The organism is Kordiimonas sediminis, from assembly GCF_014656395.1.
Classification (GTDB): domain Bacteria; phylum Pseudomonadota; class Alphaproteobacteria; order Sphingomonadales; family Kordiimonadaceae; genus Kordiimonas_A; species Kordiimonas_A sediminis.
Genome location: NZ_BNCI01000001.1, coordinates 209,929 through 222,364, shown reverse-complemented (window position 1 = coordinate 222,364; position 12,436 = coordinate 209,929). Strand labels below are relative to the sequence as shown.

Sequence of the window (12,436 nt, the reverse complement as noted above, 5' to 3'; positions counted from 1 at the left end):
CCCTTGTGTAATACTCTAGGGGGGAATATCGCACTGCCGCAAGGAAAATTGTGCAGTTGCGTAATTTTTCAGTTTTTATCAAGAAGAAAATCGGTATGATCATCATATGGCGTCACATGATAAAAAGCAGGATTTATCTATTATTTTTCTGGAGTTATGGTCAAAAAACCTTCAGGCATTTGGCCGTGACCAGCAGGAAATGACGCCTGAAAGGCTGGAAGAAATGTTGCAGCAAATGGTGCAGCATACTTTGCAGCAATCAGGATCCGGTCGGAAGGGTGATACATCCGATGGCTGAGAGTAAGGCGCCCAGACCTCTACCGCTTCATCTTGCGAATGCTGCTAGCTTGTGGGGCAGTGCATCATCTGCGGCGCGCCTGTTCGCGCAGGATAGCCTTATTATCCATGATAGTTTGCAAGATGACTTCGCGGCACTGAAACAGCTGGTTGGGGATGGTGACGCTGGCTGGCATGCCTTCCAGACAGATGTGTCTGCAAAGGCGCAGCAATATGCGGCTGATTTTCTGCACGGGATGCGTTCTTATATGGAACACCCTTACAAGAGGCCCGCGACACAGGCACAGGCAGTCCGGCAGGTTGGAGCTGCGGAGCTTCTTGACTACGGCGGGATTGGGCAGCCGGTTTTTCTGATCCCGAGCTTGATCAATCCCTATTATATCCTGGACCTGAAGCCGGGGCGAAGCCTTGCAGCATACTTAAAAAATGCTGGGTTCCGTGTTTTTCTGGTCAACTGGAATGAACCGGAAGAAGAGCGTGGTTTTGGACTGTCAGACTATATCCTGAAGTGTCTTGCCCCCATGCTTGAATATATCCAGGCCGTGGTCGGGGTAGAACGAGTTGCCACGGTTGGGTACTGTATGGGGGGGACACTTGCTGCGGGGTTGGCCGCGGTGCGCCCGAAACAGATTGGTCGTCTTGGGCTATTGGCATCTCCGTGGGACTTTAACACAGCGGAGCCTATGGCTGGCCGTGCTTTTCTGCCGTTGATGGCGCGACTGCTGGATATATTACCTGATAGTATGCCGGTTCCGATTGATTTGCTGCAGGTGTTTTTTACCAGCCTTGATCCTACGCTCACAGATAGGAAATTCAGACGTTTCAGTGCAATGGATACTGAAAGTCCTGCCGCTGAATTTTTCGTGGCACTGGAGCACTGGGCCAATAGCGGTGCCCCTCTTTCGCAGATGGCGGCACGGGACTGTCTGCAAAAATGGTATCAGGACAATCAGCCTGTTAAGGGGCAATGGGCTATTCGTGATCAATCGGTTAGACCACAAGATTTCGATTTTCCGACACTGGTTGCAGCGCCCACTGGGGATCGGTTGGTGCCAGCATCCAGTGCGCTTGCATTTTCACAGGGAATGCAGGACTGTACTGTTCTTGAGCCTAATGCGGGTCATGTCGGGATGGTTGTTGGCAGCAAAGCGGAAGCGGGGTTGTGGCAGCCACTGGCAGATTGGCTGCAAGCATAGACAGGGTCGGTTTACTGCAGTGCGCATTCGCAGGCTTTTCAAGGCGGCTCTATGCCGCCGCAGGACGGGTAACAGGATAGGGTAGGCTTGATATATGCAGCCTGATGTATTGACATATAACCGTTTCTACCAAAGGCCGCTTGGCGCGGCTGCTGCGTCCATTGTCGGGGATATGGTAATGCGCCATACACCTCATGTATCCGGTAAACGTGTGGTAGGGCTTGGGTACAGCCTGCCGTATCTGGAACGTTTGATGGCAGAAGGTGCGTTGCCTGTAGCTTTTATGCCGGCCAGACAGGGCGTATGTCACTGGCCAGACAGTGCAAGTCCGCTGTCTGCGCTGGTTGATGTGTATGATTTGCCTTTGGCTGATTCGTCTGTTGATATGGTTATTGCGGTTCATGCACTGGAACATGCAAATCGTCCCGCTGCGTTTCTGCGGGAAATTTGGCGTGTGCTGGTGCCGGGCGGTAAGGTCATGATAATTGTGCCAAATCGCAGACGCATGTGGGCCGCCCTTGAAGCAACGCCGTTTGGGCATGGTCGCCCCTATTCAAAGGGGCAGCTTTACACCTTAATGGAAGATCAGATGCTGTCTCCTTTGGGGTGGTCAACGGCTTTGATGCAGCCACCATGCGGGATCAAGCTTTTTGCCAAATCCATGCGGTTTGTCGAAACACCTGTACGCATACTTGGTAAAAATCTGGGGGGCGCTTTGATGGTCCATGCGGATAAACAAATGTATGGTACAGTGGTGAAATCACGGCGGGTTCCGCGTACGGTTCCAGTTGTGATGGGGCCCTAGGGCTGAATGCAGTAAAAATACAAATTACCCCTTGCCAAAGACATTTTTTATATTAATGTTGCCGAAACAAGGGACAAAGTTATAATAAAATTACTGTAAATACTGAAAACCCCCTTTATTGATCTGGAGAGTATTATGAGCGATCAACCTGAAAATAAACCAATGGACGAAGATCAGGAAGCAGCAATCCGCAGCGTAGCAAACGCTTTGCACCGTTTGAATGACGCCGTTATCCGTGCCGTAGGTAAAGGTGTGACCGTTGAACTGATGCGGGCTTCCCGATATCACAATGAAGAAGGTGCCTGGGGTGATATGCTGGTACCGATCATTCACAAGCAGGATAAATAAATATGGCACGGCTTGAAACGCCGGACCTGCCTACCTGCGATGTATGCGACAATCTGGGCACTGCGGCTACCGTGGTGCCCCTTGATTTTCGTGATTATGGCGGGAAAACAGCCTTTGCTGGCCCTGTCGTGACTTTACTGGCAGAGAATGACAACACCCATGTTCGGACGATGGTCAGTACGGCCGGGAATGGTCGGGTCCTTGTTGTGGATAATGGTGGCCGTTCGGATCATGCGCTTGTAGGCGGAAACCTGGCCAAGATGGCTGCGGATAATGGCTGGGCAGGCATACTTGTGTATGGCTGTGTTCGGGACCGCCATGAGTTACAGGATGAGCCGGTGGGGATAAAGGCGCTGGGCACTTGTCCGCGTAAAACGGAAAAACTCGGCAAAGGTCAACTGGATGCTGTGCTGGAGATTGCCGGTGTTACTGTCAATCCGGGAGACTGGATTACCGCAGACGCTGACGGTGTGGTCCTGACATCCAGCCGACCCGAATTTTAACGTGACCATCCGGGGATATTCCCCGGATGTACCTTGTCAACATCACCCGTGCGGGCTTTCGGTTTTACGCGCTGGATTTTTCAATGAGAAACAATGCCTGATCAGCGAACAGGTTTGCCAGACGCGGATTTGGTCGGGTGGCAGTGCCGTCGCGCATATAGGGCGTGAACTGCCGGATCACAAAACCTTCTGCCTCGATCAGGTCAATCAGGTCGAGTATGGTACAGAAATGAATATTTTCAGTATTGTACCATGTTTGATCCAGGCTTTTGGTGACAGGCATACGGCCACTGAACAGTAGGCTCATACGCACGCGCCACTGACCAAAGTTGGGGATTGTCACAATCGCTTTTTTGCCCAAGCGCAGCAGATCTACAAGTACGTCGCGCGGCTTGTAAACTGCCTGCAATGTGCGCGACAGAATGACATAGTCAAAACTATTGTCAGGGTAATGGACCAGATCATTGTCGGCATCCCCCTGAATAACAAACAAGCCTTTGGAGACACAGACATTCACGCCTTCCTGGCTAAGCTCCATACCGCGTCCATCAACGGACTTTTCTTTTACCAGATAGTCAAGCAAATCGCCTTCACCGCAACCAACGTCCAGCACACTGCTGCCGTCTTCGACCATGTTTGCAATCAGTTTCAGATCGGGGCGTAGTATAGTCGTCATTATTCTACTCCTCCCGATGTGGCTGCTGCGGTGACAAGACCCCGTAGCATCTGGTCCATGGCGGGGATATCCAGGAGGAAACTGTCATGGCCGTGACTTGCTTCGATCTCAGCAAAGCTGACAGGCACACCTGCGGCATTCAGGGCGTGGGCAATCGCTTTATTTTCTGATGTTGGATACAGCCAGTCACTGGTGAAAGAAATTACGGCAGACCGGACATGACGTGCGTTTTTAAATGCGTCTGATAGTCGGCCGCCATGTCTGCCTGCGATATCCAGATAGTCAAGCGCCCGGGTGATATAGAGGTAGCTATTGGCATCGAACCTGTCGACAAAGCTGAAGCCCTGATGGCGCAGATAGCTTTCTACCTGAAAATCAGCATCAAACCCAAAGGTGATTTTGTCCCGGTCCTGCAGATTACGGCCAAATTTCCGTGTCAGCGCATCTTCGCTCAGATAGGTAACATGCGCAGTCATGCGGGCAACCGAAAGCCCTTTTCTGGGGCGTTCGTCAGTATCATAATACCGACCTTCGTTCCAGTTAGGGTCTGCCATGATGGACTGTCTTCCGACTTCGTGGAAAGCAATATTCTGTGCAGTATGCCGGGCCGCGGTTGCCAGGGCGACGGCGCTGTGCAAGCGTTCCGGGTAGGTGGCGAGCCACTCCAACACCTGCATGCCGCCCATTGAACCACCAATCACCATCATCAGTTTTTCGACGGATAGATGATCCAGCAGTGCCGCCTGAACCTTAACCATGTCCCTGATTGTAATGACTGGGAAATCAAGGCCCCAGGGCTTGCCAGTGGCTGGGTTATCCTGCCACGGGCCTGTGGTGCCAAGGCATGAGCCAAGCACGTTAGAGCAAATGACAAAATATTTGTTGGTGTCTATCAGCTTGTCTGGGCCGACAAGTCGGTCCCACCAGCCCGGTTTCCCAGTTATGGGGTGTTTGCTGGCGACATATTGATCACCGGTCAGGGCATGGCAGATCAGAATAGCATTATTGCAGGCAGCGTTTAGCGATCCGTAAGTCTCATAACCAACCGTGACGGGGGACAACATCGCACCACTATCCAGTTCCAGAGGTGTCTTCTGAAATAGGGTTGCTGTTTTACCTGTATCGGCCGTCATCGGTTGTACCTTCGTTGCTAAAATATTCCTTCATAAAGCCGGTTGGACTCTGGATGTCAATCTCCGAAGCGGTTTAGGGAAAGTTTCCTTTGCCTTTGGGGGCGCGCAGGGCTAGTGTCCGTGCCAGTTTAACAGGCTTATGTCTGCAGCATAATGACGGAGTTTTCTATGTCACAGTCTGGACCACAGGCACACCCGTGGATCATGAATCTGAACCCATATGTTCCGGGTAAGGCTTCTCTTGATAACGGGCGTCCCGTTGTAAAGCTTTCTGCAAATGAATCTGTGTTTGGTCCAAGCCCTGCGGCGCTGGAAGCGGCCCGCACGGCAGCAGACGATATCTGCCGGTATCCTGACGGTGGTTCCCATGCGTTACGGCACGCGATTGCAGATGTGCATAGCTTAGACGCTGACCGGATTGTTTGTGGTGCCGGATCTGATGATTTGCTGACGCTTTTAATCCATGCCTATGCAGGCCCCGGCAAGGAAGTCATCTATAGCCAGTATGGTTTTATGGTCTATCCGCTGGTCACAGAGTCTGTGGGCGCAACAGGTATTGCGGTGCCGAATAAAAACTGGGCGGCGGATGTGGACGGCATATTGGATGCAGTCACAGATAATACGACACTGGTGTTTATCGACAACCCAAACAATCCAACAGGGGCCTATCTCAACTGGGACGAAATTAAGCGTTTGCACAGTAGCCTGCCTGCACATGTGTTGCTTGTTTTGGATGCAGCTTATGCGGAATGTGTCACGGCAGAGGACTATAAGGCAGGCGAAGAGCTTGTGGATGCGTTTGACAATGTGGTGATGACCCGCACATTTTCAAAAATGTATGCACTGGCTGGTCTGCGTGTTGGCTGGGCCTATGCACCTGCTGCAGTAGTGGACATTCTGAACAGAATCAGAATGCCGTTTAATGTGTGCTTGCCTGGTCAATATGCCGCCATTGCTGCGATGCAGGATCAGGCACACTTGAAGGCATCGGTAGAGTTTAACCGGGAGTGGCGCAACTGGGTGCGGGCCCGTCTGATGGCCCTTGGTCTTGATGTGGTGGAAAGTGAAACCAATTTTCTGCTAATTGAATTTCCTGATGAAAGCCCGTTTACTGCCAAAGAAGCCAACGCATATTTGATGGACAATGGCTATATCCTGCGGCATTTGGGATTTTTGCCGAACCACTTGCGTCTGTCGATTGGTACAGAGGAACAAAACCGGGCTGTTGTGGAATTACTGACAGCATTTATGAGCGGTGCAGGCCATAGTGATCCTGCACTGTCGTGATACTTCAGGGCTAGATAAGTGATATGAGTGAACAGAATACAGGTCAGTATAGTCAGATAACAATCATTGGAATCGGTCTGATTGGATCCAGTTTGGCGCGGGCAATCAAACGTGCGAAACTGGCGGACAAACTGGTGGTGTATGATAGTGATCCGCAGGCCTTTGAAAAAGCGCTTGAGCTAAATCTGGCGGATGTTTTTGAAACGGATATCAGCTACGCCGTTGAAACTGCCGATCTTGTTATTCTGGCAGTGCCCGTGGGGGCGATTGGTATCGTCGGTAGTCAGATTGGCACCTATCTGAAAAACGGGGCCACGGTTACGGATGTGGGTAGTGTTAAGGCTTCTGTCCTTGAGGCACTGCAAGTGTCGGTCCCCTCAGGGGTGCATTTGATACCCGGACACCCTGTGGCCGGTACGGAGAAGTCTGGCCCGGAGGCAGGTTTTGCGGGGCTGTTTGATGGCCGCTGGTGTATTTTAACCCCGCCAGAGGGGGCTGATCGGACGGCCGTACAGCGTCTGACAGAGTTCTGGACAGCGATTGGCAGTACTGTCGAAATTATGGATGCAGAGCATCATGATCTGGTGCTGGCGATAACATCCCATGTTCCTCACCTTATCGCGTACAATATTGTGGGTACGGCCTCTGATCTGGAAACAGTGACCCGCAGCGAAGTGATTAAATATTCTGCGGGCGGTTTTCGGGACTTTACCCGGATTGCTGCATCGGACCCGACCATGTGGCGGGATGTATTCCTGAATAATAAGGATGCTGTTCTGGAAATGTTGGGGCGTTTCTCGGAAGACCTTACGGCGCTGCAGCGAGCAATTCGCTGGGGGGACGGGGATGCTCTATATGATCTGTTTGACCGCACGCGGACAATCCGGCGCAGGATTATTGATGCAGGCCAGGAAACAGATGCAGCTGACTTTGGCCGCACCCATGAAGACTAGCAGGGCAGTTTTGCCAGCCTGGTTCCGCTGTATCTTTAATCGATGATCGGGCTAAGCCTTTTGACCGGGGTGCCGTTCAGGGATGCCGTACCATTCTGCATGAGAAGGGAGATGTCTTCCTGATTTTTCTGGATGCCGTTGTCCAGGGAATGTGCATCAAGTGATGTGGCAGCAGCTAACAATGCGGTCAGGCTGTCAGCGCCTCTAACTGTGAAGTTTGCACTACCCAGCGGACGCATTTCCATATCAAGGGCGATACTGGCACTGCCCTTCAGGGCGGAGCCGCTTGAAGTCAGGGATGCAGAATCCAGCATTAACAGCCCACCTTCATCGCGCCAGTTTGCCAGACTGTTTTCTGTCCAGTCTTTCGGCATATCACCAATTAGCCCACCGGTTATTTCTGATGACCATAGTCCTTTGTCAATCACTGCCTTAAAATCAAATGCCCGCGTACCATAAAGGCCACTTGCGTCTGAAGGGGATGCAGCTTCCACGTCGGGTAGCCGGAAGAAGAGTTGCCAGTCTTTGAATGTATATGCACCGCGGAACCCAAAACCACGGGTTAGGGTGAAATCATCAGCACCGAAAGAATCAATCGCGATAATGGTGGATTTATCTGACATGACCCGGTAGCTGGCCCGCATTCTGTCATCTGTAAATTCAAGAGACCGGTCAAACAGAGACGCCTGTACATCGCTGGCTTCGGCCATCCAGTGGGTTGGCGTCCAGACATGGCTGATAAGTGTTACATTGCGGGTTTGAAATTTCATGTTCCCGCTGCGGCTGATAACGGTTGCTTGCGGGATTGTAACGATGATCCGGTAGGGAAACCCTTCCAGTTCCACATCTTTATATTTTACCTTGTGCCCTTTTGCTTCAACCGCATTCAGTGCTTTGATGATTTCTTCTTTTGCTTCAAAAGCAGTTGTGTACCACACGCCGCTATAAACAAGCACCGCGGTGATCAATACAAAAGAAGCATTGCGGAAGTTGCGTATCAGACTGTTCTCCTTGGCAGGCTGTGCGCTTTGCTCCGTCGTTGGCGCATTATGTCCAGTCGGTTCTTGCTCAGTCATCAAAGGGTATCCCTATACAATTCGAAGAAGGGTGATCAGATATTTATTATATTCTACCACCAAATAGCGTAGTGACGCATTACTCTTGACCCGGTCAGGAATGATTTTTGCCTCGGGCATCGCGCGCCGCATAAGAATAAGACTGCGCGGCATATGATAATCAGCTGTCACAAGAATAAGCGTATCAAAATTGTGGCTGCGGGCCCAGGCGGCTGACTCTCGGGCATTGCCAAGTGTGTTTCGGGCGGTATGGTCAAGATCAATACAGCATTCGGACAGGATTTGTGCTGTATTTGTCATTGACGTGATGTCCGTGTCGGCAACGTCCGGGTGCACACCTGACACCAGCAGACGTTCTGCCCGGCCTGCCTTTAGAAGGTTTACGGCGGTCGTGATACGTCCGGCACCCCCCGTCCATACCAAAATTGCGTCGGCACGTTCTGTGCTTTCCCCTTCAACGGAATCAATTGTTGTATAGAATAGGATAAAGCCAAGCGCCCATATCACCAGTAGATAGAGCGGTATTTTCCAGAGCAGAAATTTCAATCCTTTTACGGTTTGTGCCATGAAATTTCCTGTCTTACAGCATTTTGCTTAAAGCACGCCGGACAGTGACAAAAGCGGTTGTCATCGTCAATGTTCCGGATATTAGCGGGATCAGGATAAGCCATCCTATGATGGACAGGTCCGGAACAGACGCGCTTATTAACCCCTGGCCGATATCTTCGGCAATATTGGCAAGCAGCAGCAAAAGACCACCTGCCAGCAGGACGCCGCCGACCCCGCCAAGCAGGCCGTGTACCAGATATCGGTCCATGAAGGCACGGGCGATCATGCTGTCTTCTGCACCAATCAGGTGCATTATCTCGATACTTTCGCGGTGGGTGGCCAAACTGGTCCGGCAACCAAAAATAACAATCGCGATGGTGGATAGGATAACCATAAACATCACACCCGTCAGGGCAATACGCAGTACAGCTGCGAATTCAATGATACGGTTCATCCATTCCTGATGATCATCCACGCTGGCGTTTGGGGCGGTGGCTTTAAGCCGTTCTCTAAGCGCCTCGATATTCAGGGCATTGCCGTCTTCGAGCTCCACATCAATCAGAGTAGGCAGAGGCAGTCCTGATCCGATTGGGATATCGCCGAGCCACGGCGCCAATAGCGCCAAAACATCTGACTGTGCGGCGACCGAGACACCTTTGATGCCTGGTGTTGCCTCAAGCATCCGCATGACAGCATCTGTCTGGCTATCTCGTTCTGCTTCATTCTCTGTCACGATCTGGATGGCGAGACTGTTTGTAAGCGATTCGCTCCATTTCTCAAGACCAGCTCCCAGCGATGAAGTCAGGGAGAAAGACAAGGTGCATAAGAATATCATCACTCCTATCACCCATGGCAGCAAGCCCTCTCCGGCGGCTCTTTCCGGTAGAAAGCGCGCTGATCTGTAAAAGATATTAACCATCCTGCTTGCCTCCCTGAAGGATGGCTGCTCTGCGGGACTGTTCGGCTGGGCCGTCTATTGTTCCCTGAGCCGCGTGAACTGCTTTATCGTACGGCTGATATTTAAAGCCGCGCTGTTTCTCCAGCTCGCCTTTGTTCAGATGCAGGACAGGGGCGCCCACTGCCTCAACGATCGATTCGTCATGGGTGGCAACAACCGTTGTGGTGCCGGTTTTATTCAGTTCCGAGAATAAGTGAATCAGACGTTTGGCAATTTCCGGGTCAACGTTACCGGTTGGCTCATCCGCGACCAGCAAATCAGGTTTGTTAATAACGGCACGGGCAATTGCAACGCGCTGTTTTTCCCCGCCGGACAGTGTAGGCGGCTTGGCATGCATGCGGTCTTTCAGCCCTACCCATTCCAGAAGTTCCTCAACATGGCCGGCCACTTGCGCTTTCTTGGCGCCGTTTATCTGCAGCGGCATGGCGACATTTTCAAAGGCCGTCAGATGGTCAAACAGGCGGAAATCCTGAAAAACAACACCAATACGGCGCCTGATTTTGGGTAGTTCTAGCCGGCTCATCTCAGTCGTATCGTTACCGAAATAATGTATAAGGCCGCGGGATGGACGGTGTGCAAGATACAGGAGTTTCAACAGCGAGGTTTTTCCTGCGCCAGAAGGCCCAACAAGGAAATGAAATGACCCGCGTTCAAGGGTGAAACTGATGTCTTTCAGTACCTCTGAGCCCATTCCGTAGCGCATGCCAACATTTTCAAATCGGATCATTGAAATCCTCGCGTATTTTCTTTGCAACATTGCATATGAACATTCTTTCGTCCAGAGGCCGATGTGCTCCAACTTCTATCTGAATAAGAATCTATAGCATCTGCTTGTTTTTTTTACCGAATATCATATACAGTTACTATTAAATAGTCGCCCTTTGTTCGGGAATGATTGGGCCTATCAATTATGGAATTAGTATGATCCTAGTTTGTCCTTCTTGCGATGCTAAGTTCCAAGTGCCAAAAAATGCGGTTGGCCAACGGGGCCGCAAAGTTCGTTGCGCAATGTGCAGCAACGTTTGGCATGCGCGTCCGGACGACCTTCTTCCGCCTATGCCTAAACTGTCAGTGCTTGAAAGTGTTGAAGAACGCGATGAGGCATTAGCGGCAGCTGCCCGCGAGATTCTTGGGCGTGACGAGCAAGGCGCTGCCGAGCCAGTAGACGGGCAAATGGCTGCCGGTACAGTCACACCGCTGGCTGAAGCCGAAAAACCTTCTGGGGATGCATCAAATGCGAATACGTCATCTGAGAATGGTGACGTTTTTACCCGCGAAGAGCATGAAGATACTGGGGACGAAGCGCCGGGTGAAGCATCAGGGGCGGAGCATGGTCAATCTGACAGTTCCGCGGACAGTGCTGATGACACTGCCCCAAGCGGCGGCGATGCAGAACAGGATATTTCCGTAGGGGCGGCCCTGAAGGACGGCGATGAGCTGGACAACTTTGATGAAGACGCGCTGGAGGAAGAAGATTTTCTAAGTAGGCGTAGAGCCGAGCAAAGGCGCCTGCATGAACGAGGACGTTTGCGCCGAAGACGTATTTTGGCGTCCGTTTTGGGGCTGCTTTTACTCGCACTGTGGGTTGGTATTGGGGCGGTTTTCGCGCTTTATAAGGACCAAGTCAAAGAGGTCTGGCCTGCCAGCCGCATGATTTATGCCTACTTTGAAGGTATGAATGACGCCGAGTCGCTGAAAAAAGAGTTCGAAGAAGCTGGTGAAACACTGTCTCCGTCCGTTGTGGAGGAGCCAACAAATGTGGTCGCGCTGGTCACAGGGTCCAGAGTTGTTGTTGAGGATAAACGCCGGGTGCTGGAGATTTACGGCTATGTCGAAAACAAAGGCCGTATGGGTGCAAAAGTGCCAAAAGTACAGGCCAATATTCTGGACGGTAACGGTAAAATTATTGATAGCTGGAAGTTTGATCCGCCCGGTTTGTTGATTGCACGCGGTAAAAAACTGAAGTTTAAAGAAATCAGATTTCCTATTCCGCGCGGGGCGTCCAGTGCCACCGTTGAAGTTGTCGAAGGTCAATATTCTGAGCGACCTGGCACCCATCCAGACGAACGGGAAAATTAGGGGCATGGACTATTTTTTTGATTGGAAAGAAGCACATAGCGCCCATCACGGTATAGAGCCTATCATAACATCTGATGAAATTGTGGTACGCATTGAGGAGCTGGCAAAAAGCCTGTGCCGGTGGTTTGACACAGAACCTGTGGCCCAGGTTATCATGAACGGTGCCATGATGTTTGCAGCCGATCTGACACGCGCCATGTCCAGTCGCGGCTGTGTGATGGAAATGGACTTTATCCAACTGGAGAAAAACAGACGGGAAAAGACAGTGAAGCTCCTTGCTGCATCTAATCTGGATGTCAAAGGAAGAGACGTTTTAATCATCGATGATATCTTTGATACGGGTGCTACTTTGTCTTTCGCGGTGGAAAATTTTCTATCACTAGGTGCAGAAAGCGTGACAAGCGTCGTATTACTGGATAAAAGTAATGGTAAGGAAACACTTGCCAAGCCCGACTTTATTGGCTTTGAATGTCCGGATGTTTTTGTAATCGGGTACGGTATGGATGTAGGATACCGGTACCGGGAATTGCCATTCATCGGCAAAATGGGACAGGCGTAATACCCCGCAAGCGTTGG

General features: G+C 51.3%; 15 protein-coding genes. 9 read left to right on the top strand and 6 right to left on the bottom strand.

Going from position 1 to position 12,436, the window contains the following annotated elements:
• Nucleotides 1-106 precede the first annotated feature (106 nt).
• From IE181_RS01030 to rraA, 5 genes are all read left to right on the top strand, one after another.
• Entirely contained in the window at nt 107-298 is a 192-nt protein-coding gene (locus tag IE181_RS01030) for a hypothetical protein (RefSeq protein WP_191249705.1), read from the top strand.
• A complete protein-coding gene (locus tag IE181_RS01025; protein WP_191249704.1) occupies nt 291-1,493 on the top strand; it encodes an alpha/beta fold hydrolase in 1,203 nt (400 codons plus the stop codon). Before IE181_RS01030 ends, IE181_RS01025 begins: the two co-directional genes overlap by 8 nt.
• A gap of 94 nt (nt 1,494-1,587) precedes the next feature.
• Nucleotides 1,588-2,298 carry a class I SAM-dependent methyltransferase gene (locus IE181_RS01020; protein WP_191249703.1) on the top strand — a complete coding sequence of 237 codons (711 nt, stop codon included), beginning with the start codon at nt 1,588-1,590 and terminating at the stop codon, nt 2,296-2,298.
• A 135-nt stretch (nt 2,299-2,433) separates the two neighbouring features.
• The gene (locus IE181_RS01015; RefSeq protein WP_229819047.1) at nt 2,434-2,646 is read left to right on the top strand and encodes an SMc00767 family acetate metabolism repressor; all 213 of its coding nucleotides are present in this window, start codon (nt 2,434-2,436) and stop codon (nt 2,644-2,646) included.
• 2 nt (nt 2,647-2,648) lie between these two features.
• Nucleotides 2,649-3,149 carry a ribonuclease E activity regulator RraA gene (gene rraA / locus IE181_RS01010; protein ID WP_191249702.1) on the top strand — a complete coding sequence of 167 codons (501 nt, stop codon included), beginning with the start codon at nt 2,649-2,651 and terminating at the stop codon, nt 3,147-3,149.
• 64 nt (nt 3,150-3,213) lie between these two features.
• Here the strand turns inward: rraA and metW are convergent, their stop codons facing one another.
• Both metW and metX read right to left on the bottom strand, forming a co-directional pair.
• Complete coding sequence (metW, locus tag IE181_RS01005) at nt 3,214-3,825, bottom strand: methionine biosynthesis protein MetW (RefSeq protein WP_191249701.1); 612 nt, start codon at nt 3,823-3,825, stop codon at nt 3,214-3,216.
• Complete coding sequence (metX, locus tag IE181_RS01000) at nt 3,825-4,958, bottom strand: homoserine O-acetyltransferase MetX (RefSeq protein ID WP_191249700.1); 1,134 nt, start codon at nt 4,956-4,958, stop codon at nt 3,825-3,827. The genes metW and metX overlap by 1 nt, the downstream gene beginning before the upstream one ends.
• Nucleotides 4,959-5,126: 168 nt before the next feature.
• On the opposite strand from metX, the gene hisC reads away from it, so the two are divergent.
• Together hisC and IE181_RS00990 are read left to right on the top strand one after the other, a co-directional pair.
• Nucleotides 5,127-6,245: a histidinol-phosphate transaminase gene (hisC, locus tag IE181_RS00995; RefSeq protein ID WP_229819045.1), complete on the top strand. Its 1,119-nt coding sequence runs from the start codon at nt 5,127-5,129 to the stop codon at nt 6,243-6,245.
• 23 nt (nt 6,246-6,268) lie between these two features.
• A complete protein-coding gene (locus IE181_RS00990; protein ID WP_191249698.1) occupies nt 6,269-7,198 on the top strand; it encodes a prephenate/arogenate dehydrogenase family protein in 930 nt (309 codons plus the stop codon).
• Nucleotides 7,199-7,233: 35 nt separating this feature from the next.
• Here the strand turns inward: IE181_RS00990 and IE181_RS00985 are convergent, their stop codons facing one another.
• Genes IE181_RS00985 through ftsE form a run of 4 tightly spaced genes read right to left on the bottom strand, consistent with a single transcriptional unit; the run spans nt 7,234 to nt 10,508 of the window.
• Nucleotides 7,234-8,274: a DUF2125 domain-containing protein gene (locus tag IE181_RS00985; protein WP_191249697.1), complete on the bottom strand. Its 1,041-nt coding sequence runs from the start codon at nt 8,272-8,274 to the stop codon at nt 7,234-7,236.
• Nucleotides 8,275-8,286: 12 nt separating this feature from the next.
• Nucleotides 8,287-8,841 carry a YdcF family protein gene (locus IE181_RS00980; protein WP_191249696.1) on the bottom strand — a complete coding sequence of 185 codons (555 nt, stop codon included), beginning with the start codon at nt 8,839-8,841 and terminating at the stop codon, nt 8,287-8,289.
• Nucleotides 8,842-8,854: 13 nt separating this feature from the next.
• A complete protein-coding gene (locus tag IE181_RS00975; RefSeq protein ID WP_191249695.1) occupies nt 8,855-9,742 on the bottom strand; it encodes a cell division protein FtsX in 888 nt (295 codons plus the stop codon).
• Nucleotides 9,735-10,508: a cell division ATP-binding protein FtsE gene (gene ftsE, locus IE181_RS00970; protein ID WP_191249694.1), complete on the bottom strand. Its 774-nt coding sequence runs from the start codon at nt 10,506-10,508 to the stop codon at nt 9,735-9,737. Before ftsE ends, IE181_RS00975 begins: the two co-directional genes overlap by 8 nt.
• Nucleotides 10,509-10,672: 164 nt before the next feature.
• On the opposite strand from ftsE, the gene IE181_RS00965 reads away from it, so the two are divergent.
• Together IE181_RS00965 and IE181_RS00960 are read left to right on the top strand one after the other, a co-directional pair.
• Nucleotides 10,673-11,860, top strand: a complete 1,188-nt coding sequence (locus tag IE181_RS00965; protein ID WP_308430906.1) for a zinc-ribbon domain-containing protein — start codon at nt 10,673-10,675, stop codon at nt 11,858-11,860.
• Nucleotides 11,861-11,864: 4 nt separating this feature from the next.
• The gene (locus tag IE181_RS00960) at nt 11,865-12,419 is read left to right on the top strand and encodes a phosphoribosyltransferase (protein ID WP_191249692.1); all 555 of its coding nucleotides are present in this window, start codon (nt 11,865-11,867) and stop codon (nt 12,417-12,419) included.
• Nucleotides 12,420-12,436: the final 17 nt, after the last annotated feature.

Excerpts from the sequence above, each read along its gene's own strand:
- IE181_RS01015 (WP_229819047.1), top strand. The coding sequence starts at position 2,434 with ATGAGCGATCAACCTGAAAATAAACCAATGGACGAAGATCAGGAAGCA.
- IE181_RS01025 (WP_191249704.1), top strand. The coding sequence starts at position 291 with ATGGCTGAGAGTAAGGCGCCCAGACCTCTACCGCTTCATCTTGCGAAT.
- metX (WP_191249700.1), bottom strand. The coding sequence starts at position 4,958 with ATGACGGCCGATACAGGTAAAACAGCAACCCTATTTCAGAAGACACCT.
- metW (WP_191249701.1), bottom strand. The coding sequence starts at position 3,825 with ATGACGACTATACTACGCCCCGATCTGAAACTGATTGCAAACATGGTC.
- IE181_RS00960 (WP_191249692.1), top strand. The coding sequence starts at position 11,865 with ATGGACTATTTTTTTGATTGGAAAGAAGCACATAGCGCCCATCACGGT.
- IE181_RS00980 (WP_191249696.1), bottom strand. The coding sequence starts at position 8,841 with ATGGCACAAACCGTAAAAGGATTGAAATTTCTGCTCTGGAAAATACCG.
- rraA (WP_191249702.1), top strand. The coding sequence starts at position 2,649 with ATGGCACGGCTTGAAACGCCGGACCTGCCTACCTGCGATGTATGCGAC.
- hisC (WP_229819045.1), top strand. The coding sequence starts at position 5,127 with ATGTCACAGTCTGGACCACAGGCACACCCGTGGATCATGAATCTGAAC.
- IE181_RS00975 (WP_191249695.1), bottom strand. The coding sequence starts at position 9,742 with ATGGTTAATATCTTTTACAGATCAGCGCGCTTTCTACCGGAAAGAGCC.
- IE181_RS00985 (WP_191249697.1), bottom strand. The coding sequence starts at position 8,274 with ATGACTGAGCAAGAACCGACTGGACATAATGCGCCAACGACGGAGCAA.
- IE181_RS01020 (WP_191249703.1), top strand. The coding sequence starts at position 1,588 with ATGCAGCCTGATGTATTGACATATAACCGTTTCTACCAAAGGCCGCTT.
- IE181_RS00965 (WP_308430906.1), top strand. The coding sequence starts at position 10,673 with ATGATTGGGCCTATCAATTATGGAATTAGTATGATCCTAGTTTGTCCT.
- IE181_RS01030 (WP_191249705.1), top strand. The coding sequence starts at position 107 with ATGGCGTCACATGATAAAAAGCAGGATTTATCTATTATTTTTCTGGAG.
- ftsE (WP_191249694.1), bottom strand. The coding sequence starts at position 10,508 with ATGATCCGATTTGAAAATGTTGGCATGCGCTACGGAATGGGCTCAGAG.
- IE181_RS00990 (WP_191249698.1), top strand. The coding sequence starts at position 6,269 with ATGAGTGAACAGAATACAGGTCAGTATAGTCAGATAACAATCATTGGA.